Below are 22590 nucleotides of genomic sequence, written 5' to 3' on the forward strand. Positions count from 1 at the left end.
CGCGCGCGATCCGGGTCGGGTCACCCGGATGCGGCCTACGAATGCAGGGGTGAGGTTCCATTCGTGCCGCGCGTCCCACCGCGCGGCTCCCGAACCTCGAACTTGCCCTGAAGGAAGGTCTGGCCGCCGTTCCGGCCCAGACCGCCCTTCAAGACAGGTTCGGCAGGGACCGGGAAACCCCGGACCCTGCCACGTTCATCCAGACATCGGGCCGATTATTTCAGTTCGACCTTGGCGCCGGCTGCTTCAAGCTTCTTCTTGATTTCCTCGGCTTCGTCCTTGGTCGCGCCTTCCTTGACCTTGCCGCCGGCCTCGACCAGGTCCTTGGCTTCCTTCAGGCCCAGACCGGTGATGCCGCGCACTTCCTTGATCACGTTGATCTTGCTGGCGCCGGCCTCAAGCAGCACGACGTCGAACTCGGTCTTTTCTTCGGCGGCTTCCGCCGGGCCTGCGGCCGGGCCGGCCATCATGACGGCGCCGCCGGCAGCCGGCTCGATGCCGTATTCGTCCTTCAGGATGGTTTTCAGTTCCTGGGCTTCCAGCAGGGTCAGGCCCACGATGTCTTCGGCAAGTTTCTTCAGATCAGCCATTTTTCCGTTTCTTTCAGTTAGTGTTCCAACGTCCGGTCTTCAACCACCAGTCGGGAAAGGATTGCGTCACGCAGCCTCGCGCTCTTCCAGAGTGCTGAGGATGCTTGCGATGTTGCTTGCAGGCGCGCCGATCGCACCGGCGATGTTGGCAGCAGGGGCGCCGATGCACGACACGATCGAGGCAATAAGCTCGTCGCGCGAGGGCATGGCGGCCACGGCTTTGACACCGGCCGGATCCAGCGCCGTGTCGCCCATCGCACCGCCCAGGATCACGAACTTGTCGTTCCCCTTGGCGTATTCCTGGCAGACCTTGGCCGCAGCCACGGGGTCTTCCGAGAAGGACAACACGGTCATGCCCGTCAGGTATTCGGCGATGCTTTCGCACGGCTTACCCTCCAGGGCGATCTTGGCGAGCTTGTTCTTGGCAACACGCACCGCACCACCTGCTTCGCGCATCTTCGCGCGCAGGTCCTGCATTTGCGCAACCGTCATCCCCTCGTAGTGGGCAACCACCACGACGCCAGAGCTTTCAAAGATCTGGCCGAGTTCCTCGACCACCTGTTCTTTTTGCGCTCTATCCACGGTTCACTCCAAGTTTGGGGGTTTCCCCCCGGCTCTCACTTTGTTCCGACCCCAAGGGGTCGGATCGGGTCCGTGAGGGACAAGATCGCCCGAAGGCGAACCTTCGGAAAAATGCTTGTTCCCATCTCGGGAAGGACATTAAGCCATGGCCCTGTCGGACTGCGGCACCCTCCGTCTCGGACAGGACGGGGCGGCTTTCGGCTGCCCCGCCATCCCCGGCTTGAAGGCCGGGGAATTTCTCAGTTGGCGGTCGCGGACGCTACATCCACCGACACGCCCGGCCCCATGGTCGAGCTGATCGAGACCTTCTTCATATAGGTCCCCTTCGCGCCCGTGGGCTTGGCCTTCTGCACCGCGTCGACAAAGGCGCGCAGGTTCTGGGCCAGCTTGTCCTCGTCAAAGCTGACCTTGCCGATGCCGGCGTGGACGACGCCCGCCTTTTCGGCCTTGAACTGCACCTCGCCGCCCTTGGCGGCCTCGACGGCGGATTTCACGTCCATCGTCACCGTGCCGACCTTGGGGTTCGGCATCAGGTTGCGCGGGCCCAGGATCTTGCCCAGACGGCCGACCAGCGGCATCATGTCGGGCGTGGCGATGCAGCGGTCGAACTCGATCTTGCCCGACTGGATCGTCTCCATCAGATCCTCGGCGCCGACGATGTCGGCCCCGGCCTCTTTCGCCTCGTCGGCCTTGGGGCCGCGGGCGAAGACGGCGACGCGGACATCCTTGCCGGTGCCGGCGGGCAGGGTCACCACGCCGCGGACCATCTGGTCGGCATGGCGCGGATCGACGCCCAGGTTCAGCGCGATCTCGACGGTTTCGTCGAACTTGGCCGACGCTGCGTCCTTGACCAGCTTGACGGCGTCTTCGACGGACAGGCCGGACTTGCCTTCAAAGGCGGCGCGTGCCGCGGCTTTTTTCTTTGCGATCTTCGCCATGGCTCAGCCCTTCACCTCGATACCGATCGACTTCGCCGAGCCGAGGATGATCTTCATCGCCTGATCGATGTCGGTCGCGGACAGATCCGGCATCTTCGCTTCGGCGATCTCGCGCACCTGCTTGACGGTCACGCTGCCGGCGGCGGCACGGCCCGGCTTGTCCGATCCGCGCGCGCGGTTGCGCTTGCCCACCGGCTTCAGCCCGGCCGCCTTCTTCAGCAGGAAGGCCGCCGGAGGCGTCTTCGTCTCGAAGGTGAACGACTTGTCGGCGTAATAGGTGATCACGACCGGAACCGGGGCGCCCTGTTCCATTTCCTGCGTGCGGGCGTTGAACGCCTTGCAGAATTCCATGATGTTGATCCCGCGCTGACCCAGTGCAGGGCCGACCGGGGGCGACGGGTTCGCCTGCCCCGCCTTGATTTGCAGCTTCAGGCTGCCGACGACTTTCTTGGCCATCTGGCCTTCTCCTTCATCATCACGCCCGACGATGCGGGCCTTGACTTAGCGGTGCGGCATCGGGCTTGTCCCCTGCCTCCCGCGACCCATCACGCGGTCTTGGCGACCTGCGTGAATTCCAGTTCGACCGGCGTCGGCCGGCCGAAGATCGAGACGGTGACCTTGATGCGGGACGACGCCTCGTCGACTTCCTCGACCATCCCCGAAAACCCCTCGAACGGGCCGTCGGTCACGTTCACCTTCTCGCCCACGTCAAAGCGGATCAGGTTGCGCGGCGCGGCCTCGTCGCCGTCGCCGGTGCGGTGAAGGATGGTGTTCACCTCTTCGTCGCGCATCGGCATCGGCTTGCCCTGCGCGCCCAGGAACCCCGTGACCCGGTTGATCGAGTTCACCAGGTGATAGGTGCGGTCCGACATCTCCATGTGCACCAGCACATAGCCGGGCATGAAGCGGCGCTCGGACGTCACCTTCTTGCCGCGCCGGATCTCGATCACCTCTTCGGTCGGGACCAGCACCTCGTCGATCTCGTCCTCAAGCCCCTTTTCGGACGCCGCCTGCCGAATCGCCTCGGCGACCTTCTTCTCGAAGTTCGACAGGACGCTGACCGAATACCAACGCTTTGCCATGTCTCGATCGACCCCTGTTCGTCTGCCGGGAATCACCCGCCGCGGCGGCAACCCCTTGAATTCACCTACGTCCCGCAAAATCGAAATCGGCGCGCATGCGGTTTCGATGCACGCCGGATGCCGGACAGTCGGGCGCAGATACCGCCGCACGGCCCGGATTGCAAGCCCCGATCAGCCGCTGATAAAGCGCAGCCCCTCGGTCAGGCCAAAGCGGATGACCAGATCGACCAGAAAGAAGAACAGGCTGGTCAGCGCCGCCATGATGAACACCATGATCGTCGTGGTGATCACCTCGCGGCGGGTGGGCCAGGTGATCTTGGCGGCCTCGGCGCGGACCTGATTGATGAACTGGACGGGGTTGGTGGCCACTTGCGGCTCCTTGCAAAATCACCGCCCATCTAGCCCCGAAAGCCCGGGGTTTCAAGCCCGCACCGCCCATGCAGCGGTTCGCGCGGCATGACGCCTGTGCAAGCCTGTCGCGGTGCGGTGGGTGCGGGCGGCGCGCGCATGGCGGGAAAGGGCCTGGCAGGGGCAGAGGGACTCGAACCCACGACCCTCGGTTTTGGAGACCGATGCTCTACCGACTGAGCTATACCCCTGTGGCCGAGCGTCGGTTTACGGCAGCGCGGCGGACGGTGCAAGAGGGTTCGAGGGCGCGCGGCGGGATCGGGCGGGCCTATTCGGCCGCGTCGGCGGCAAGGAAACCGCCCGATTGCCGCGCCCACAGCCGCGCGTAAAGCCCGCCCCGCGCCAGCAGGTCGGCATGGCTGCCCTGTTCCACGATCCGGCCCGCATCCATCACGATCAGCCGGTCCATCGCGGCGATGGTGGACAGGCGGTGGGCGATGGCGATGACCGTCTTGCCGCGCATCAGCTGGTCCAGGCGCGACTGGATCGCGGCCTCGACCTCGCTGTCCAGGGCGCTGGTCGCCTCGTCCAGGATCAGGATCGGCGCGTCCTTCAGCGCGACACGGGCAATGGCGATGCGCTGTCGCTGGCCGCCCGACAGCTTGACGCCGCGTTCGCCCACATGCGCGTCCAGCCCGCGCCGGCCATGGCTGTCGGTCAGGCCCGGCACGAACCCGTGCGCCTCGGCCATGTGCAGGGCCTGCGCGATCTGGGCCTCGGACGCGTCGGGGCGGCCATAGGCGATGTTGTCGCGCACCGAACGGTGCAGCAGGCTGCTGTCCTGGGTGACGACGCCGATGGCCGCGCGCAGGCTGTCCTGGGTGACGCGGGCGATGTCCTGCCCGTCGATGGCGATGCGGCCGCCTTCGATGTCGTGAAAGCGCAGCAGCAGGTTGATCAGCGTGGACTTGCCCGCGCCGGACCGCCCGACCAGCCCCACCCGTTCGCCGGGCGCGACATGCAGCGTCAGATCGTCCAGCACCGGCAGGGGCCGCGCGCCCCGCGGGCCGGCATAGCGGAAGGTGACATGGTCGAACCGCACCTCGCCCGGGCCGGGCCGCAGGGGCATGGCGTCGGGCGCGTCCAGCACCTGACGCGGCAGCGAAAGGCTGGCGATGCCGTCGCGCACGGTGCCGATATTTTCGAACAGCGCGGCGAATTCCCACATGATCCAGTGCGACATGTTGTTCAGCCGCATCGCCAGCGGCACGGCGACGGCCAGCGCGCCGACCGCGATCCGCCCTTCGGACCACAGCCACAGGCCAAGCGTCGTCACCGCGCCGATCAGCGCGACATTGATCGCGTTCAGCGTCACGTCCTGGATCGTGGACAGCCGCATCTGCCGATAGACGGTGTGCAGGAACGCATCCATTCCCTCCTTCATCCACGCTTCTTCGCGCGCGGAATGCGAGAACAGCTTGACCGTGGCGATGTTGGCATAGCTGTCCACGACGCGGCCGGTCATGCCCGCCCGCGCGTCGGCCTGCGCCTCGGCCACCCGGCCCAGACGCGGCACGATCAGCCACAGAAGGATGCCATAGGCCGCGGCCCAGCCCGCGAATGGCAGCGCCAGCCGCCAGTCCTGCGATCCGGCCAGCACCAGCGCGCCGAGGAAATAGATCAGCACATAGCTGCCCACATCCATGATCTTCATCGCCACCTCGCGCACCGCCAGCGCGGTCTGCATCAGCCGCTGCGCGATCCGACCCGCGAACTCGTCCTGGAAATAGCCGATCGACTGGTGCAGCAGATAGCGATGCGCCTGCCAGCGGATGCGTTGCGGGAAATTGCCCATCAGCGACTGGTGCAGGATCAGCGAGGCCAGCAGGTTCAGCACCGGCAGCACGATCAGCAGCACCACCGCCATCATCGCCAGCCGCGCGCCCTCCTGCGCCCAGAACATGTCGCGCGGGGTGTCGGACAGCCGGTCCACCAGATCGCCCAGCCAGCCGAACAGCATCACCTCGATCACCGCGATCACGCCCGAAAACAGCCCAAGCGCGACCAGCCACGGGATCGCGCCGTGGCTGTAATGCAGCACGAACCGCCACAGCCCGCGCGGCGGCATCGCCGGCGTGTCGGACGGATAGGGGTCGATGCGTCGTTCGAACCACGCGAACAAGGGTGTCACCGGAACTGAAACATGGACAAGGCAGGGACGGGTTTGCTGGCCCGCGCCTGCGGCCAAGTCAAGCCCGCGCGGCGCGGCCTGCCCGGCAAAATGCGCCGAATCGGCGCAATCTGGCGGGCGCGATGGAACGCGCGGCGCGTGGTGGCGGTTAAGCGTGGAATGCCGCGCCCCCGCGCGGCACCGACATCCGAACGGAGGACATCATGGCCATCAAGAACCTGAAAGACCTGTATCTGGACCAGCTGAAAGACCTGTATTCGGCCTGCAAGCAGTCGATGCCGGTCGTGACCGAACTGGGCCGCGCCGCCCAGTCCCGCGAATTGTCCGAGGCGCTGATCGCCGGCAATCAGGGCATCTCACGCGGGATGGAGGTGCTGGCCGAACTGTGCGACCGCCACGGGGTGGACCCGACGGGCGAGCATTGCAAGGGCATGGAAGGCATCGTCGCCGAGGCGCGCAAGCACGGGCTCGAGACCGAATATGCCGACGAGGATGCGCAGGACGCGGCGATCATCACCCAGTATCAGCGGATGATGCATTACGCGATCGCGGGCTATGGCTGCGTGCGGACCTTTGCCAACCGGCTGGATCTGGACGGCGACGCGGCCTCGTTGCAGGAATGTCTGGACAACACTTGGGAAGGCGACCGCCGCATGACCAAGATCGCCGAAGGCGGCGTGAACAAGGCGGCGATGGACGGCCAGTAAGGCCCCTTTGAACCACACGGCCGGCCCGGCGAACCGGGCCGGCCGTCGATTTGCGCAAGCTCAGACGTTGCCGGCCGACATCTCGCGGGCGATGTGATCGGCCTGCCGGATCGCCAGCGCCACGATCGTCAGGGTCGGGTTTTCCGCAGCCCCCGTCGTGAACTGGCTGCCGTCGCTGACAAACAGGTTCTTCACCTCATGCGCGCGCCCGTCGCGGTTCACCACCCCGTCTTCGGGCTTTTCCGACATGCGGTTCGTGCCCAGATTATGGGTCGAGGGATAGGGCGGCGTCGGCAGGATGCGGGTCGCCCCCACCGCCTTGTAGATCGCCTCGCCCTGCCCATAGGCGTGGGTGCGCATCGCGATGTCGTTGGGGTGATCGCTGAAATTGACGTTCGCGACCTTCAGGCCGAACCCGTCCTCGACATCGGACAGGGTCACGCGGTTATCTTCCTGCGGCATGTCCTCGCCCACGATCCACATGCCGGCCATGTTCTCATAGCTGTCCAGCGCGGTGGTGAATTCGCGCCCCCATGAACCCGGGTCCAGGAACGCCGCCATGAACGGCAGGCCGAGGCTGAGGGTTTCCAGCTCGTATCCGCCGACAAAGCCGCGCGAGGGGTCGTGCTTGGCCTCGTCGCGGATGATGCCGGCCATCGTCGTGCCGCGCCACATGCGCACCGGCCGCTCGAACGTCGCATAGACCGAACCGGTCGTGTGCCGCATGTAGTTGCGACCGACCTGCCCCGACCCGTTCGCCAGCCCGTCCGGAAACATGCTGCTGGCCGAATTCAGCAGCAGGCGCGGACTTTCAAAGCTGTTCCCGGCGACGCAGACGATCCGCGCCTTCTGCATGTGCAGATTGCCGTCGCCGTCGAAATACTCGACCCCCGTCACCTTGCCCGTGTCGTCGTGCAGGATGCGGGCCGCATGGGCGCGGTCGCGCACTTCCAGATTGCCGGTCGCCTCGCCGCGCGGAATGTCGGTATAGGCGGTGGACCACTTGGCGCCCCATTTGCACCCCTGAAAGCAGAACCCGGTCTGCTGGCAAGCCATGCGATCGTCGTAATCGACGCTGTTGATCGCCATGTTGCCGGTGTGCACTTCCTTGTAGCCGATCGCCAGCGCACCCTTTTCGAACACCTTGTAGTTGTTGCTGCCCGGCAGGCGCGGACGCCCGCCGACGCCGGTGACGCCCAGCTTGGTCTCGGCCTTGTCGTACCACGGCGCCATCTCCGCCGAATCCAGCGGCCAGTCCAGCAGGTTCGCGCCCTCGACCGGACCATAGGTGGTGCGCGCCTTCCATTCGTGGTCCTGAAACCGCAGGCTGGCCCCCGCCCAGTGGACCGAGGTGCCGCCGACCGCCTTCACGATCCACGCAGGCAGGCCGGAAAAATCGCGCGCCACCCGCCAGTCGCCGCTGGTCGTGCGCGGATCGGTCCAGGCAAGCTGGCCGAAACTGTCCCATTCGTCGTTGATGTAATCTTCGGGCATGTATCGGCCGCCGGCCTCCAGCGCGACGACCTTGACGCCCTTCTGCGCCAGTTCGTTGGCCAGAACCCCGCCGCCCGCGCCGGTGCCCACGATGACGACCACGCTGTCGTCGTTCAGTTCGAATTTCGCTGCCTCAGCCATGATCTCTCTCCCTCACAGCCAGTCGATGTCATCGAAGCCGCGGTCGATATAGCCGCCCTGCGAGAACGACTCGCCCTCATATCCGAAGACGGGCCAGATTTCCTTCTGGTTATACAGCCCCGTCACCAGCCCGCCGCGGACGGACTGGAAGAAGGGCGTATCCTCGATCCGGCGCAGGATCGCGACGCGATCCGCCTCCCACCCGACGGACAGGTAATCGTCGAATCCGGCCTGCACGGCGGCGGCGTCCAGCGCGGCGATGCCCTGGGACACGGCGTCTTTCGCCTCTTCGCTGTCATAGGATTTGACCGCGACCGCATAGAACCGGTCGCCAAGCCGGTCATGCGGATAGATGTCGCGCGCCATCTGCAACAGCGTCGCCATCTGGTGTTCGGTGATCGTGCCGACCTCGACCGCCCAGGCGGCGTCGGGCGCGGCGATGAAGCCCGCCCCGGCCACCGCCAGCGCGCCGGCCGCCGCCGCCCGCGACAACAGCGCGCGCCGGGTCAGCCCTTGCTTGCTGAGTTGAGACATGTTTCCTCCTCCCCTTCCCTTTGTGATGCCCCGCGGCCCCCTTCCCCGGACCGCGGCGCGTGCTATCTGAACCGGCCGCCGCGCCGCAGCACCTCGATCTGGTATCCGTCCGGGTCCGCGATAAAGAAGAACCGCGCGATCACCTCGCCGCCGGGCGCGAAATCGACCAGCTTGCGCGGCGCGAATCCCTCGGCCTCAAGCCGGGCGTGCAGCGCGTCCACATCCTCGACCGAAAACGCCACATGGCCATAGCCGTCGCCCAGATCGTAGGGTTCGGTCCGGCCCTTGTTGACGGTCAGTTCCAGTTCCGTCTCGCTTTCGCCGTTGGACAGGTAAACCAGCGTGAAATCGTCGAAATCCAGCCGGTCTGCGACCTCCAGCCCGAAACAGCGCCGGTAGAAATCGACCGAGCGTGCCTCGTCCAGAACGCGGATCATCGAATGGATGTATTTCGCCATGAAGGCGGCCTCCGTGCTTGTCCATGTCGAACAACACTAGAAGGCGTCCGGCCGGGCCGGGTAGTAGCGGTTTACTACAGCCGCGTTTTTTTCGCCTATTCGGCGGCGATGGCGGCGATCCTCTGATCCTCGCCCAGATGGATGGTGCAGGCGCAGCGCAGCAGCGAGGTGAAGTTCGGCGCCTCACTATGCAGTTCCAGCACCTCGGCATACAGCTTCGAGATGAAGGCGGGCGTGCTGACGCCTTCGCGCGCGGCGATGTCGTCCAGGATGCGCCAGAACGCGCGTTCCAGCCGGATCGAGGTCGATTGCCCGTTCAGCCGCAACCTGCGGGTGACGGATTCATAGCGGTCGGGGTCCTGCCCCGCGAAGATCTGGCACATCGGCTTGATCCGGCTGTTGGTGGGTGGCCGAGTTTGCGGCAGAACCGGGCGGCGGTCAACGGCGCAGCGATGCCGCGCCGCCCGATGCCCCGCGCGATGCGATCAGCGCGCGGTATAGCCGCCATCGACCAGGTGATAGGACCCGGTGATGAAGCTGGCCTCGTCCGACAGCAGGAATGCGGTCAGCGTGGCGACCTCTTCGGGGCGGCCCAGCCTGCCCGGCGCGTGTAGCTGCGCCAGTTGGGTCTGCTGGTCCTGATCCAGATTCTCGTCGATCAGCGGCGTGCGGATGAAGCCTGGCCCGACGGCGTTGACGCGGATATTGTCGGCGGCATGTTCAAGCGCGGCGGTCTTGGTCAGGCCCAGAAGCCCGTGCTTGGCCGCGACATAGGCGACCGAGCCTTCGAACCCGACCGAGCTCAGGATCGAGGCCATGTTGACGATGACGCCGCCGCCGGCCTTCTTCATTTTGGGAATGGCATGGCGCATGCCATAGAAGGCGCCCGACAGGTTGACGTCGATCACCTTGCGCCAGCCATCGACCGGATAATCGCCGGTGGGCGCCGAGGGGCCGCCGATGCCCGCGTTGTTGACCAGCAGATGCAGCGCGCCTGTCCGGTCGACGGCGGTGGCGATCATCGCCCTGACGGCCTCCTCGTCGCTGACATCCACCTCGACCGCGATGGCGCGGTCCAGACTGTCCGCCTTGGCCTTGGCCTCGTCCAGCTTCAGATCAGCCACGACGACCGTCGCGCCCTCGGCGGTCAGTTGCTCGGCGATGGCCGCGCCGATCCCCGAGGCGCCGCCGGTGACGATGGCGGTCTTGTCCTTGAAACGCATGTTCATCGCGGTTCTCCTGCAATGTGGATCTTGATGCGGTGCAGGATGGGCGGCGCGCCGGGCTTTGGCAATATCGGGGGGCGTGCCCCGTTGTCGCGGCACCGCCGGACGAAAAAGGGGCCGTCCCTGCGGACGACCCCTTTCCTGTTTTCGCGTTCGCGGGGCGGCAATCCGCCCCATGACATCACTCGATGATTTTCGACACCACGCCGGCGCCGACGGTGCGGCCGCCTTCGCGGATGGCGAAGCGCAGCTTCTCTTCCATCGCGATGGGCGCGATCAGTTCGACCTCGAATTTCAGGTTGTCGCCCGGCATCACCATTTCCGTGCCCTCGGGCAGCTTCACCGTGCCGGTCACGTCCGTCGTGCGGAAATAGAACTGCGGACGATAATTGGCGAAGAACGGGGTGTGGCGGCCGCCCTCTTCCTTGGTCAGGATATAGGCCTCGGCCTCGAACTTGGTGTGCGGCTTGACCGAGCCGGGCTTGCACAGAACCTGCCCACGCTCGACCCCGTCGCGGTCGATGCCGCGCAGCAGCGCGCCGATATTGTCGCCCGCCTCGCCGCGATCCAGCAGCTTGCGGAACATCTCGACCCCGGTGCAGGTGGTCTTCTTCGTCGGGCGGATGCCGACGATTTCCAGCTCGTCGCCCACGTTCACCGCGCCACGCTCGACCCGGCCGGTCACGACCGTGCCGCGGCCCGAGATCGAGAACACGTCCTCGATCGGCATCAGGAAGGGCTGGTCCACCGCCCGTTCGGGCGTCGGGATATAGTCGTCCACCGCCTTCAGCAGCTCGCGGATCGAGTTCTCGCCGATCTCGGGATCGCGGCCTTCCAGCGCCGCCAGCGCCGAGCCCTTGACGATCGGAATGTCGTCGCCCGGATAGTCGTAGCTGGTCAGCAGCTCGCGCACCTCCATCTCGACCAGTTCCAGCAATTCCTCGTCATCGACCTGGTCGACCTTGTTCAGATAGACGACCATGTAGGGGATGCCGACCTGGCGGCCCAGCAGGATATGCTCGCGCGTCTGCGGCATCGGGCCGTCGGCGGCGTTCACCACCAGGATCGCGCCGTCCATCTGCGCCGCGCCGGTGATCATGTTCTTGACATAGTCGGCGTGGCCCGGGCAGTCGACATGCGCGTAATGGCGCGCGTCGGTCTCGTATTCCACATGCGCGGTCGAGATGGTGATCCCGCGCGCCTTCTCCTCGGGCGCGCCGTCGATCGAATCGTAGGCCCGGAAATCGCCGAAATACTTCGTGATCGCAGCCGTCAGCGTCGTCTTGCCGTGGTCGACGTGACCGATCGTCCCGATGTTGACGTGCGGTTTGTTGCGTTCAAACTTTGCCTTTGCCATCTAGGGCCTCCTGATCGCGGGGCGTGGCGTGACAGACCCCCGGGTTTACGTGCGCCGCGATCTATAAGCCGGCGCAGGAAAAATCAAGGGCGGGCGGACGGCCCCGCCCCGCCACGCCCCGCCCATGGCCCAACGCCGCGCGGAACGGTCTTGAGGGCCGCGACGTTCGGGTGGGAACGCGGCGCAATCCGCGCGTCGCGACACTGCGAAAGGACCGCACGATGAGCTTGATGAAAACCCTTGCCCGCGTGGCGGCGGGCGTGATGCTGGCCAAGGGCGTCGGCGCCGTGATGAACAGCCGCCAGCAGGGCGGCCGACCCGACGACAGACGCATCCAGCAGGAAGGGCGCGACCGGCAAGGCGGCGGCGGATTGCTGGACGATCTGCTCGGCAACAACACCGCCGGCACGTCGGGCGGCAGCTTCAGCGAAAGGCTGGGCGAGGTGCTGTCGGGCGGGCGCGGACAGTCCGGCCATGCGGGCGCGCAAAGCGGACGCGGCGCGCAGGGCGGTCTGGGCGGCATGCTGGACAATTTGACCGGGCGCGGCGGCGGCAGCGGCGGCGGGCTTGGCGATGTGCTGGGCCGGCTTGGCGGCGGCGGGTCCGGCGGCACGGGCACGTCGTCCGGTGCGGGCGGTTCGGGGTCCGGCGGGCTGGGCGATCTGCTTGGCGGGCTGCTGGGCGGGGCCGGTGCCGCATCCGCAGGCGGGCTTGCCCGCAAGGATTCGCAGCAGACCAACGACGCCACCTTCGGCGAATTGTTCAACGATTCGGTCGCACGCGGCGACGAACCGCGCATCGCCCCCACCCCCGAACAGAACGCGGTGGCGGGCCTGATGCTGCGCGCGATGATCCAGGCCGCGAAATCCGACGGCAAGATCGACGAGGCCGAGAAACAGCGCCTTCTGGGGCATCTGGGCGACGATCTGGACGACGACGAACGCCAGTTCATCCGCGAACAGATGGCCGCGCCCGTGGATGCCGCCGCGCTGGCGCGCGAGGTGCCCGAGGGGCTGGAATCGCAGGTCTATCTGATGTCGCTGCTGGCCATCGACTTCGACAGCGAGGCCGAGGCGCGCTATCTGAACGATCTGGCGCAGGCGATGCGGCTGGACCGCGACAGCATCAACGCGATCCATCGCAAGGCGGGCGTCATGCCGCTTTACAGCTGACGCGACCCGGCGGCCCGCGCCCGCGCGCCCGCGCCATAGAAATTCCGTGAGCGGGAACGCGCGCGATTGATCGCGTGGCCTCGCTCTGCCAAGCTTCGAACCCATGACCCCCGATGAACCCAGACAGGAGCCGTTTCATGACCCTCGCCAGGACAGCCGCTTTCCTTCTTGTCGCCGCGATGCCGGCGGCGGGTTTCGCCCAATCCGCAGAAGAGATGGCGCAGGACGCGCTGGAGGCGCGGCACGGATACATGAAGATGCTGTCGATCAACATGGGAACGCTGGCGGCGATGGCGCGCGGCGAAATGGAATACGATGAGGGCGCAGCCACCACGGCGGCCACCAACCTTGCCGCGCTGACCCGATACGATGTGCCGTCGCTGTTCGTGGACGGCACCGCGGCCGGCCAGATCGAGGACTCCGAGGCGTTGCCGGCGATCTGGGAAAACCCCGACGATTTCGCCGCCAAGTTCACCCAGCTTGCCGAGGCGGCCGCGGTCAGCCCCGACGCGGTCAAGGGCGGTCAGGGCAATGTCGGGCCGGCGCTGCAGCAGCTTGGCGGCGCCTGCAAGGATTGCCACGACGATTTCCGCCAGAAGAACTGATGTCGCGCGACGAAACCCGGCGCGTCCGGGTCTGGGATCCGGCGCTGCGGATCTTTCACTGGACGCTGGCGACGCTGGTGATCGCGACCTGGCTTCTGGGCAAGTTCGGTCCCAACATCATGACCCTGCATTTCTGGCTGGGCTATGCCATCATCGGCCTGCTGGTGTTCCGGCTGATCTGGGGCGTGATCGGGCCTGAATCGGCGCGGTTCACCAGTTTCGTGCGCGGGCCGTCGGCCATTGCGGGCTATGCGCGCGAGATGGGGCGGCGCGAGCCCAGCAACTGGCGCGGCCATACGCCGGTGGGCGCGCTGTCGGTGATCGGGATGCTGGTGGTGCTGATCGTGCAGGTCAGCACCGGCCTGATCTCGGACCCCGAGGATTTCGTGAATGTCGGACCGCTGGCCGATCAGGTCAGCCGGGCGACCGCCAAGGGCGCCGTCGCCTGGCATCATCGCGGCGCGACGGTGATCCTGCTGTTCGTGCTTCTGCATGTGGGGGTGATCCTGTTCTATCGGGTCTGGAAGAACGAGGATCTGGTGCGCCCGATGATCACCGGCTGGAAATGGGTGCGCCGCCGCTAGATCGGCCGCGCCCCCCCTTCGGGTCAGGCGAACTTGTTGTCGCGCGGAAAGCCGCGCGGGGCCATGCGGCCGGTTCCGGCGCGTTTGCCCAGCCAGTCGCCCAGATCGCTTTCGGTCCGGGTCTTGCCGCCGCTCATCGGCCAGCTCAGCCCCTGCGCCAGCGTGACGAAGGTGGCATCCGACAGCGTATCGGGCGCGACCAGCCCGCCCCCGCCCGAGAATTTCTGCAACCGCACACCCTTGCCGCGCGTCATCTCGGGCAGTTCGCTGACCGGAAAGACCAGCATCTTGCGGTTGGTGCCCACCACCGCGACGTGATCGCCGCGGACCGGCTTGCACAGCAGCGCCTCGCCGTTCAAGACCTGCTTGCCCGATCTGGTCTGCGCCAGGATGTCGCCCGCCTGCACGACGAACCCGTCGCCGGCGCGCGAGGCGACCAGGTATTTCTCGCCCTCGCGCCACGGGAACATCGCGACGATCCCGGCCTCGTTCGGCAGGTCGATCATCAGGCGCAGCGGCTCTCCCATGCCGCGGCCGCCGGGCAGCGTGTTGGCCGGCAGCGTGTAGAAGCGGCCGTTCGAGGCAAAGACGACCAGCTTGTCGGTGGTCTCGGCATGCAGGGCGAAGCCGGGGCCGTCGCCGTCCTTGAACTTCAATTCCGCGTCCAGCGGCTGATGACCCTTCATCGACCGGATCCAGCCCATTTTCGACAGGATGACGGTCAGCGGCTCGCGCTCGATCATCGCGTCCATGTCCAGCGGCTCGACATCGTCGGCTTCGGTGATGCGGGTGCGCCGCTGGCCTTCCGGGGTGGACTTGCCGAACAGGTTGCGCACCTCTTTCAGCTGGTCGGCGATGCGCGACCACTGCGCGCCCTCATCGGCCAGCATCGTCTGCAACTCCTCGCGTTCCGCGTGCAGCCTGTCGCGTTCGGTGCGCAGCTCGATCTCTTCCAGCTTGCGCAGGGCGCGCAGGCGCATGTTCAGGATCGCCTCGACCTGCACGTCGGACAGATGGAACTCGGCAATCATCACCGCCTTGGGATCGTCTTCATGGCGGATGATCTCGATCACCCGGTCCAGGTTCAGATAGGCGATCAGATAGCCTTCCAGCACCTCGAGCCTTGCGGCGATCTTCTCCAGCCGAAAACGGGCGCGCCGGACCAGCACCTCGCGGCGGTGATCCAGAAAGGCGCGCAGAACCTCCTTGAGGCTGCACACTTTCGGCACGCGGCCGTCGATCAGCACGTTCATGTTCAGGCTGAACCGCATCTCAAGGTCGCTGACGCGATACAGCGCCGCCATCAGCTGTTCGGGATCGACGCTGCGGGCGCGGGGTTCCAGCACGATGCGCACATCCTCGGCCGATTCGTCGCGCACATCGGCCAGGATCGGCACTTTCTTGGTCTGGATCAGCTCGGCCAGCCGTTCGATCAGCCGCGATTTCTGCACCTGATAGGGGATTTCGGTGACGACGATCTGCCACTGTCCGCGGCCCAGATCCTCTTGCTGCCACGACGCGCGCACGCGGAACGCGCCCCGGCCGGTGCGATAGTTGCGGGCAATCGTCTCGGCGCTTTCGACGATCACGCCGCCGGTGGGGAAATCCGGCCCCTTGATCAGCGTGGCCAGCGTGTCGTCGCGCGCATCGGGCGTCTTGATCAGATGCAGGCAGGCGTCGATCACCTCGTGCAGGTTGTGCGGGGGGATGTTGGTCGCCATGCCGACCGCGATCCCGGATGAGCCATTGGCCAGAAGATTCGGGAACGCCGCCGGCAGGACGACCGGTTCGGTCAGGGTGCCGTCATAGTTGGGCCGAAAATCGACCGAATCCTCGGCCAGCCCGTCCATCAGCGATTCCGCGGTCTGGGCAAGCCGCGCCTCGGTATACCGGGCGGCGGCGGGGTTGTCGCCGTCGATATTGCCGAAATTCCCCTGCCCGTCCACCAGCGGGTAGCGCATGGCGAAATCCTGCGCCAGCCGCGCCATCGCGTCATAGATCGCCGCATCGCCGTGGGGGTGGTAATTGCCCATCACGTCGCCGGTGATCTTGGCCGATTTGCGAAACGCGCCGTTGGGCGACAGGCGCAGTTCGCGCATCGCGTAAAGGATGCGGCGATGCACCGGCTTCAGCCCGTCGCGCGCATCCGGCAGCGCCCGGTTCATGATCGTGGACAGGGCATAGGTCAGATACCGCTCGCCTATGGCACGGCTCAGCGGTTCGGCCTGGGTATTCTGTTCGGGGTCGATGGGCGGTTCGTCGGACATGCGGGATGGATAGGCCGCAGCGGCTTGCCGGTCCAGCCGGAAATTCGCCTGCGGGAACGTCGCGAGGCGGGACGGCGTTGTCGTGGCGCGGAACCTGCGGATGGGCTAAGCAGGGCGCAGACGGCAAGGCCGGGGGACGATGGCAACGGGATGACACGGCTTTTCGCGTTCATGACGGCGACACTGGTCGCGCTGTATCTGGTGATGACGATCTATGGCGCCGGCGATCTGCGCGGCGCGCGCGATCCCGTCGCCGCGCCGCGCCCCGCCGCGCAGGATGCCGGGCGCGAGGCGCTGATGCCGGCGGGTCAGGACGCAGCGCAGCCCGATGCGGCGGCAGCCCGGCCCACGGACCCCGACCCGGCGCAGCCCGCCCCCGAGATCGTGCAGACGACCGCGCAGACGCCGCAGCGCGTGCAGGAATTCCCCGGCCCGCCGCTGCGCCCGTCGCCCGAATATGTAGGCCAGACGCCCGATGAAGCCGCGCCGCCGCCGCAAGGCGCGCAGGGTCCGATCCTGTATGTCACCGGCAGCAGCGTGAATTTCCGCGCCGGCCCCTCGACCGGCGACCGGGTGATCGGCGCGCTTGGGCAGGGCGACGCGGTCGAGGCACTGGGTCCGACCGACGCCGCATGGGTCCATATCCGCGACACCGCCGGCCGCATCGGCTATATGTCCGGGCAGTTCCTGTCGCCCGCGCAGCCCGACTGACATGGGCGGGCGGGTCCTGATCACCGGATGCTCGTCGGGCATCGGGCTGGATGCGGCGCGGCGGATGCAGGCCCAGGGCTGGCAGGTCGTTGCCACCTGCCGCAGCCAGGCCGACATCGACGCCAGACGGGCCGAGGGGATGGAGTGCCACCACCTGGAACTGGCGGATGCGGGCAGCATCGCCCGGCTGGTCCAGACGGTGCTGGAAGACGCGCCGCTGGACGCGCTTGTCAACAACGCGGCCTTCGCCCTGCCCGGCGCGGTCGAGGACGTTCCGCGCGACGCCCTGCGCGCGATCTTCGAGGTCAATCTGTTCGGCACCCATGACCTGACCGCCCGCCTGATCCCGCATTTCCGCGACCGCGGCGGGCGAATCGTCAATATCAGTTCGGTTCTGGGGCTGGTCGGCATCCCGTGGCGCGGCCCCTATGTCGCGACGAAATTCGCGCTGGAGGGGCTGACCGATGTGCTTCGGCTGGAAATGCGCGGCACCGGCGTCAAGGTGGTGCTGATCGAACCCGGTCCCATCGCCAGCCGCATCCGCGAAAACGCGATCCCGCATTTCGAACGCTGGATCGACTGGCAGGGCAGCGCGCGCGCCGCGCAGTATCGCGCCACGCTGCTGAAAAGACTGTATGAACCGCCGGGCAAGGACCGGTTCGAACTGCCGCCCTCGGACGTCAGCGACAAGATCCTGCGCGCGCTGACGGCACGCGATCCCGCGCCGCGTTACTATGTGACCGCGCCCACATGGCTGTCGGGCGTCGGGCGGCGCGTTTTGTCCAGCCGCGCACTGGACTGGTTCGCCCGCCGGGGATAGGGTCGCGGCCGAAAGGCGGTTTCCGATGCAAGACAAACCCCTGTTCTATCTCGTCGTGCTGTCCGCGCTTGTGGTGCTGGCGATCCTGGCCACCGGGATCGGCGGCTTCGCGCGCGGCGGCGAATTCAATCGCAAGCACGGCAATCGCCTGATGCGCTGGCGGATCATCGCGCAGGCGGTGGCGGTCGCGCTGATCCTGCTGTTTCTGTGGATGAGGTCCGGCTGATGGTCGTCCTGAACAAGATCTATACCCGCACCGGCGACAAGGGCGACACCGCCCTGTCCGACGGCAGCCGCGTGGCCAAGCACGATCCGCGGGTCGAGGCCTATGGCACGGTGGACGAACTGAACGCGACACTGGGGCTGTGCCGTCTGCACGCGGCGGGGCGGATGGCCGACCGGCTGTCGGTGATCCAGAACGACCTGTTCGATCTGGGCGCCGATCTGGCGCGTCCCGACATGGCCGCCGACGACAAGGCGGGCCATCCGGTGCTGCGGATCATCGACCCGCAGGTCACGCGCCTTGAGGCCGAGATCGACGAGATGAACGCCGATCTGCAACCGCTGCGCAGCTTCATCCTGCCGGGCGGGTCGGTGCTGTCGGCGCATCTGCACCTGTCGCGCACCGTCGCCCGCCGGGCCGAGCGTCGGGCGACCGAACTGGCCGCGGGCGGCGATGTGAACGGGTCTGCGGTGCGCTATCTCAACCGGCTGTCGGACTGGCTGTTCGTGGCGGCGCGTCAGGCCAATGGCGGCGGCAGCGAAGACATCCTGTGGGTGCCCGGCGCCAGCCGTTAGCGTCCCGTCCGCCCCGTGCGCCGTGGAACGCCGCGCCGGGACGCCCCGTGCGGACGCCACGTCGGGGAACGCTTTTTCCGCTGTAAATATGCGGCGGCTGCCGGTAACAAAGCCTCAATTCCGAACGCAACCAAGGGAGAGCAGCCACATGAAGGTTCTCGTGCCAGTCAAGCGCGTGATCGACTATAACGTAAAGGCCCGGGTGAAGGCGGACGGGTCCGGGGTCGATCTGGCGAATGTGAAGATGTCGATGAACCCCTTTGACGAGATCGCCGTCGAAGAGGCGATCCGGCTGAAGGAAAAGGGCGTCGCCGAAGAGGTCGTGGCCGTCAGCATCGGCGTCAAGCAGGCGGCCGAAACGCTGCGCACGGCGCTGGCGATGGGCGCGGACCGGGCGATCCTGATCGTGGCCGCCGACGACGTGCATACCGATATCGAGCCGCTGTCGGTCGCCAAGATCCTGAAGGCCGTCATCGACGAGGAACAGCCCCGTCTGGTGATCGCGGGCAAGCAGGCCATCGACAACGACATGAACGCCACCGGCCAGATGCTGGCCGCGCTTCTGGGCTGGAGCCAGGCGACCTTCGCCAGCAAGATCGAGATCGACGGCGACAGCGCCAGGGTCACGCGCGAGGTCGATGGCGGCCTGCAGACGATCCAGGTCAAGCTGCCCGCGATCGTGACCGCCGATCTGCGCCTGAACGAGCCGCGCTATGCCTCGCTGCCCAACATCATGAAGGCCAAGAAAAAGCCGCTGGATGAAAAGACCGCCGCCGATTACGGCGTCGACGTCTCGCCCCGGCTCGAGATCGTGTCGGTCAAGGAGCCCGAGGGGCGCAAGGCCGGGATCAAGGTCGAATCGGTGGACGAGCTGGTGTCGAAACTGAAAGAAGCGGGGGTCGTGTGATGGCTGTTCTTCTGTTGGGTGAAGTCTCGAATGGCGAACTGAACCGCGACGCGACCGCCAAGGCGGTGGGCGCGCTGAAGACCCTGGGCGATGTGACGGTGCTGTGCGCCGGCGCCTCGGCCAGCGCCGCGGGCGACGAGGCCGCGAAGATCGACGGCGTGGCCAAGGTGCTGGTGGCCGAGGATCCGCTGTATGGCCATCGGCTGGCCGAGCCGGCGGCCGCGCTGCTGGTCAGCCTCGCGGGCGATTACGACCATATCGCCGCCCCGGCCACGACCGATGCCAAGAACATCATGCCGCGCGTTGCCGCATTGCTGGATGCGATGGTGATTTCAGACGTGTCGGCGATCATCGACGCGGACACGTTCGAACGCCCGGTCTATGCCGGCAACGCGATCCAGACGGTGAAATCGAAGGATGCCAAGAAGGTCATGACCGTCCGCACCGCCAGCTTCGACGCGGCGGGCGAAGGCGGCCCGGCCCCGGTCGAGGCGATCCAGGCGGGCGAAGACCCGGCGCTGTCGTCATGGGTCGGCGACGAGGTTGCCGAAAGCGACCGTCCCGAACTGACCTCGGCCGGCCGGGTCGTGTCGGGCGGGCGCGGCGTCGGCTCGAAGGACGATTTCGAGATGATCGAAAAGCTGGCCGACAAGCTGGGCGCCGCCGTCGGCGCCTCGCGCGCGGCGGTCGATTCGGGCTATGCCCCGAACGACTGGCAGGTCGGGCAGACCGGCAAGGTCGTCGCGCCGGAACTTTACGTCGCGGTGGGCATCTCGGGCGCGATCCAGCACCTTGCGGGCATGAAGGACAGCAAGGTGATCGTCGCCATCAACAAGGACGAAGAGGCGCCGATCTTCCAGGTCGCGGATTACGGGCTGGTGGGCGATCTGTTCCAGATCGTGCCCGAACTGACCGAAAAGCTGTAACCGGCCCTGCCGCCGGACCCGTGCCAACCGACCGCCCCCGTATCCGGGGGCGGTTTTGCGTTGCAGCGTCAGGCGGGCCGCCCTATCGTCGCGCGGACAGAAAACGAGGTGCGAAGATGGCGATTCAATCGGTTGGCGTGATCGGTGCGGGTCAGATGGGCAACGGCATCGCCCATGTCTTCGCGCTGGCGGGCTATGACGTGCTGATGACCGATATCAGCCAGGACGCGCTGGACAAGGCGATGTCGCTGATCGAGCGGAACATGGATCGTCAGGTCAGCCGCAACAAGATCACGGCCGAGGAAAAGAAGACCGCCATCGACCGCATCAAGACCACGCTGCGGCTGGCCGATCTGGGCCAGACCGATCTGGTGATCGAGGCCGCCACCGAACGCGAGACGGTCAAGCAGGCCATCTTCGAGGATTTGCAGCCGCATCTGAAGCCCGACACGATCCTGACCTCGAACACGTCCTCGATCTCGATCACGCGGCTGGCCAGCCGCACCGACCGGCCGGAAAAATTCATGGGTTTCCACTTCATGAACCCGGTTCCGGTGATGCAGCTGGTCGAGCTGATCCGCGGCATCGCGACCGATCAGGCGACGTTCAAGCAGATGCACGAGGTGGTGGAACGACTGGGCAAGACCGCCGCCAGCGCCGAGGATTTCCCGGCCTTCATCGTCAACCGGATCCTGATGCCGATGATCAACGAGGCGGTCTATACGCTGTATGAGGGCGTGGGCAACGTGCGCTCCATCGACGAATCGATGAAGCTGGGGGCGAACCATCCGATGGGGCCGCTGGAACTGGCCGATTTCATCGGGCTGGACACCTGTCTGGCGATCATGAACGTGCTGCATGACGGGCTGGCCGACACCAAGTATCGCCCCTGCCCGCTGCTGACCAAATATGTCGAGGCGGGCTGGCTGGGCCGCAAGTCCGGCCGCGGCTTTTATGACTATCGCGGCGATACGCCGGTGCCGACGCGCTGACGCCTGGCGCGTCGTCGGGGCCGGCTGACCCGGCCCCGCGACCTCATCGACGGTTCACGATTGCGGCCTGTCGCCGCGCTGGTTCATGAACTGATCGAATTCGGCCTTGTCCTTGGCCTCGCGCAGCTTCGTCAGGAAATCGACGAACTCGCGGTGCTCGTCCTCCAGCCGTTTCAGCGTTTCTTCGCGATAGGCGTCAAAGGCCGAATTCCCCGTGGACGCTGCGTGAAAGCGGCGCGCGGGGCTGCGGTTGCTGCATCCGAACATGCGTTTGCTCCAGATCATATAGGCAAGGATGGCCAGTCCGACCGGCCAGAAGATGGCGAAGCCAAGGATCATGGCGATGATCCACGCGACCTTGCCGCGTTCGTCCAGCCAGTCGCGGGCGCGGCCGAACGGTCCCGGTCCGCGCGCGGCGTCCGTGCCATAGGCCGACATCTGATGTGATGCGCTGTGCATCTGCGTGATCCCTCCATGTTAATGTTAATCACATTTACATAAATGGGTGGCGGATCGTCCGCGTCAAGAATACGGGCCGGTTTTTTTCAGTCCCCGATCAGGCCAAGCCCGCGCAGATAGATGATGACGCCGCTTTCCAGCATCTCGGCCGGCTCGACCGAGCTGCGCCGCCCCGGCGCCCCGCGCGAAAACAGCTCGACCACGCCGTGGCTCATGGCCCAGATGTGATTGGCGACCATCCGCGCGGGCGGGCGCCGTTCGGGCGGAAGATGGCTGGCAAGCCCTTCGGCGGCGTCCAGCAGCACCGCCTGCGCGCGTTCGGACGCCTGGGCAAGTTCGGCATTCGCGGCAATCGAGATGCCGGATTCGAACATCGCCATGTAATAGCCGGGCCGTTCGCGCGCGAAATCCAGATAGGCCTGGCCCAGCCGCAGGAACGCGGTCAGCACGCGCGGGCGGCCGCCATCGAACGCGGCTTCCAGACGCCGCGAGAAATCCACGAATCCCTGCCGCGCGACCTCTTCGATCAGATCCTCGCGCCCCTTGAAATGGCGATAGGGGGCGGCGGCCGACACGCCGGCGCGGCGCGCGGCCTCGGCCATGGTGAAGGCTTGCGGTCCCATCTCCTCGATCAGGGCCGCCGTCGCCTCGATCAGCGCCTGACGCAGGTTGCCGTGGTGATAGGGTTTGCGCTCGGCCAC

Annotated in this window: 27 protein-coding genes and 1 tRNA gene; 11 read left to right on the forward strand and 17 right to left on the reverse strand. The window is 66.5% G+C overall.

Going from position 1 to position 22590, the window contains the following annotated elements:
• Positions 1-215 precede the first annotated feature (215 nt).
• The 8 genes from rplL to JHW45_RS15335 all read right to left on the reverse strand — a co-directional run bounded on the left by rplL (position 216) and on the right by JHW45_RS15335 (position 5722).
• Positions 216-590 carry a 50S ribosomal protein L7/L12 gene (rplL, locus tag JHW45_RS15300; RefSeq protein ID WP_272858450.1) on the reverse strand — a complete coding sequence of 125 codons (375 nt, stop codon included), beginning with the start codon at positions 588-590 and terminating at the stop codon, positions 216-218.
• A 66-nt stretch (positions 591-656) separates the two neighbouring features.
• Complete coding sequence (rplJ, locus tag JHW45_RS15305) at positions 657-1172, reverse strand: 50S ribosomal protein L10 (protein ID WP_272858451.1); 516 nt, start codon at positions 1170-1172, stop codon at positions 657-659.
• Between the two features lie 239 nt (positions 1173-1411).
• Complete coding sequence (rplA, locus tag JHW45_RS15310) at positions 1412-2110, reverse strand: 50S ribosomal protein L1 (RefSeq protein ID WP_272858452.1); 699 nt, start codon at positions 2108-2110, stop codon at positions 1412-1414.
• A gap of 3 nt (positions 2111-2113) precedes the next feature.
• Entirely contained in the window at positions 2114-2566 is a 453-nt protein-coding gene (rplK, locus tag JHW45_RS15315) for a 50S ribosomal protein L11 (RefSeq protein WP_272858453.1), read from the reverse strand.
• An 89-nt stretch (positions 2567-2655) separates the two neighbouring features.
• A complete protein-coding gene (gene nusG, locus JHW45_RS15320; protein WP_272858454.1) occupies positions 2656-3192 on the reverse strand; it encodes a transcription termination/antitermination protein NusG in 537 nt (178 codons plus the stop codon).
• Positions 3193-3363: 171 nt separating this feature from the next.
• Entirely contained in the window at positions 3364-3561 is a 198-nt protein-coding gene (secE, locus tag JHW45_RS15325) for a preprotein translocase subunit SecE (protein ID WP_272858455.1), read from the reverse strand.
• A 154-nt stretch (positions 3562-3715) separates the two neighbouring features.
• A tRNA-Trp gene (locus tag JHW45_RS15330) sits at positions 3716-3791 on the reverse strand.
• A 77-nt stretch (positions 3792-3868) separates the two neighbouring features.
• Positions 3869-5722 carry an ABC transporter ATP-binding protein gene (locus tag JHW45_RS15335; RefSeq protein WP_272860635.1) on the reverse strand — a complete coding sequence of 618 codons (1854 nt, stop codon included), beginning with the start codon at positions 5720-5722 and terminating at the stop codon, positions 3869-3871.
• Positions 5723-5934: 212 nt separating this feature from the next.
• Here JHW45_RS15335 and JHW45_RS15340 point away from each other — a divergent pair, with 212 nt between their 5' ends.
• Positions 5935-6438, forward strand: coding sequence for a DUF892 family protein (locus tag JHW45_RS15340; protein WP_272858456.1), 504 nt, complete (start codon positions 5935-5937; stop codon positions 6436-6438).
• A gap of 60 nt (positions 6439-6498) precedes the next feature.
• Here the strand turns inward: JHW45_RS15340 and JHW45_RS15345 are convergent, their stop codons facing one another.
• The 6 genes from JHW45_RS15345 to tuf all read right to left on the reverse strand — a co-directional run bounded on the left by JHW45_RS15345 (position 6499) and on the right by tuf (position 11648).
• Positions 6499-8073, reverse strand: coding sequence for a GMC family oxidoreductase (locus tag JHW45_RS15345; protein WP_272858457.1), 1575 nt, complete (start codon positions 8071-8073; stop codon positions 6499-6501).
• A 12-nt stretch (positions 8074-8085) separates the two neighbouring features.
• Complete coding sequence (locus tag JHW45_RS15350; protein WP_272858458.1) at positions 8086-8607, reverse strand: Twin-arginine translocation pathway signal; 522 nt, start codon at positions 8605-8607, stop codon at positions 8086-8088.
• Between the two features lie 62 nt (positions 8608-8669).
• The gene (locus JHW45_RS15355; RefSeq protein WP_272858459.1) at positions 8670-9065 is read right to left on the reverse strand and encodes a VOC family protein; all 396 of its coding nucleotides are present in this window, start codon (positions 9063-9065) and stop codon (positions 8670-8672) included.
• A gap of 95 nt (positions 9066-9160) precedes the next feature.
• The gene (locus JHW45_RS15360; RefSeq protein ID WP_272858460.1) at positions 9161-9448 is read right to left on the reverse strand and encodes a ribbon-helix-helix domain-containing protein; all 288 of its coding nucleotides are present in this window, start codon (positions 9446-9448) and stop codon (positions 9161-9163) included.
• Positions 9449-9550: 102 nt separating this feature from the next.
• On the reverse strand, positions 9551-10294 hold the full coding sequence (locus JHW45_RS15365; RefSeq protein WP_272858461.1) for an SDR family NAD(P)-dependent oxidoreductase: 744 nt from the start codon (positions 10292-10294) through the stop codon (positions 9551-9553).
• A 178-nt stretch (positions 10295-10472) separates the two neighbouring features.
• Complete coding sequence (tuf, locus tag JHW45_RS15370; RefSeq protein WP_272858444.1) at positions 10473-11648, reverse strand: elongation factor Tu; 1176 nt, start codon at positions 11646-11648, stop codon at positions 10473-10475.
• 221 nt (positions 11649-11869) lie between these two features.
• Here tuf and JHW45_RS15375 point away from each other — a divergent pair, with 221 nt between their 5' ends.
• The 3 genes from JHW45_RS15375 to JHW45_RS15385 all read left to right on the forward strand — a co-directional run bounded on the left by JHW45_RS15375 (position 11870) and on the right by JHW45_RS15385 (position 14009).
• Positions 11870-12820 (forward strand): DUF533 domain-containing protein, encoded by a 951-nt coding sequence (locus JHW45_RS15375; protein WP_272858462.1) that lies wholly within the window; start codon positions 11870-11872, stop codon positions 12818-12820.
• A 137-nt stretch (positions 12821-12957) separates the two neighbouring features.
• The gene (locus JHW45_RS15380) at positions 12958-13425 is read left to right on the forward strand and encodes a c-type cytochrome (RefSeq protein ID WP_272858463.1); all 468 of its coding nucleotides are present in this window, start codon (positions 12958-12960) and stop codon (positions 13423-13425) included.
• Positions 13425-14009 (forward strand): cytochrome b/b6 domain-containing protein, encoded by a 585-nt coding sequence (locus tag JHW45_RS15385; RefSeq protein ID WP_272858464.1) that lies wholly within the window; start codon positions 13425-13427, stop codon positions 14007-14009. Before JHW45_RS15380 ends, JHW45_RS15385 begins: the two co-directional genes overlap by 1 nt.
• Positions 14010-14032: 23 nt before the next feature.
• Here JHW45_RS15385 and parC read toward each other — a convergent pair whose 3' ends face one another.
• The gene (gene parC, locus JHW45_RS15390) at positions 14033-16276 is read right to left on the reverse strand and encodes a DNA topoisomerase IV subunit A (protein ID WP_272858465.1); all 2244 of its coding nucleotides are present in this window, start codon (positions 16274-16276) and stop codon (positions 14033-14035) included.
• Between the two features lie 150 nt (positions 16277-16426).
• On the opposite strand from parC, the gene JHW45_RS15395 reads away from it, so the two are divergent.
• From JHW45_RS15395 to JHW45_RS15425, 7 genes are all read left to right on the forward strand, one after another.
• Positions 16427-16987 (forward strand): SH3 domain-containing protein, encoded by a 561-nt coding sequence (locus JHW45_RS15395; RefSeq protein ID WP_272858466.1) that lies wholly within the window; start codon positions 16427-16429, stop codon positions 16985-16987.
• Position 16988: 1 nt separating this feature from the next.
• Complete coding sequence (locus JHW45_RS15400; RefSeq protein WP_272858467.1) at positions 16989-17807, forward strand: SDR family NAD(P)-dependent oxidoreductase; 819 nt, start codon at positions 16989-16991, stop codon at positions 17805-17807.
• 25 nt (positions 17808-17832) lie between these two features.
• Entirely contained in the window at positions 17833-18033 is a 201-nt protein-coding gene (locus tag JHW45_RS15405) for a twin transmembrane helix small protein (RefSeq protein WP_272858468.1), read from the forward strand.
• Complete coding sequence (locus JHW45_RS15410; RefSeq protein WP_272858469.1) at positions 18033-18605, forward strand: cob(I)yrinic acid a,c-diamide adenosyltransferase; 573 nt, start codon at positions 18033-18035, stop codon at positions 18603-18605. Before JHW45_RS15405 ends, JHW45_RS15410 begins: the two co-directional genes overlap by 1 nt.
• A gap of 148 nt (positions 18606-18753) precedes the next feature.
• On the forward strand, positions 18754-19512 hold the full coding sequence (locus tag JHW45_RS15415) for an electron transfer flavoprotein subunit beta/FixA family protein (RefSeq protein WP_272858470.1): 759 nt from the start codon (positions 18754-18756) through the stop codon (positions 19510-19512).
• Positions 19512-20438 carry an electron transfer flavoprotein subunit alpha/FixB family protein gene (locus JHW45_RS15420; RefSeq protein ID WP_272858471.1) on the forward strand — a complete coding sequence of 309 codons (927 nt, stop codon included), beginning with the start codon at positions 19512-19514 and terminating at the stop codon, positions 20436-20438. Before JHW45_RS15415 ends, JHW45_RS15420 begins: the two co-directional genes overlap by 1 nt.
• A gap of 116 nt (positions 20439-20554) precedes the next feature.
• Positions 20555-21430 carry a 3-hydroxybutyryl-CoA dehydrogenase gene (locus tag JHW45_RS15425; RefSeq protein ID WP_272858472.1) on the forward strand — a complete coding sequence of 292 codons (876 nt, stop codon included), beginning with the start codon at positions 20555-20557 and terminating at the stop codon, positions 21428-21430.
• 54 nt (positions 21431-21484) lie between these two features.
• Here the strand turns inward: JHW45_RS15425 and JHW45_RS15430 are convergent, their stop codons facing one another.
• Complete coding sequence (locus tag JHW45_RS15430; RefSeq protein ID WP_272860636.1) at positions 21485-21868, reverse strand: DUF2852 domain-containing protein; 384 nt, start codon at positions 21866-21868, stop codon at positions 21485-21487.
• A 107-nt stretch (positions 21869-21975) separates the two neighbouring features.
• On the reverse strand, positions 21976-22590 hold the full coding sequence (locus JHW45_RS15435; RefSeq protein ID WP_272858473.1) for a TetR/AcrR family transcriptional regulator: 615 nt from the start codon (positions 22588-22590) through the stop codon (positions 21976-21978).

The organism is Paracoccus stylophorae (assembly GCF_028553765.1).
Taxonomy (GTDB): Bacteria; Pseudomonadota; Alphaproteobacteria; order Rhodobacterales; family Rhodobacteraceae; genus Paracoccus; species Paracoccus stylophorae.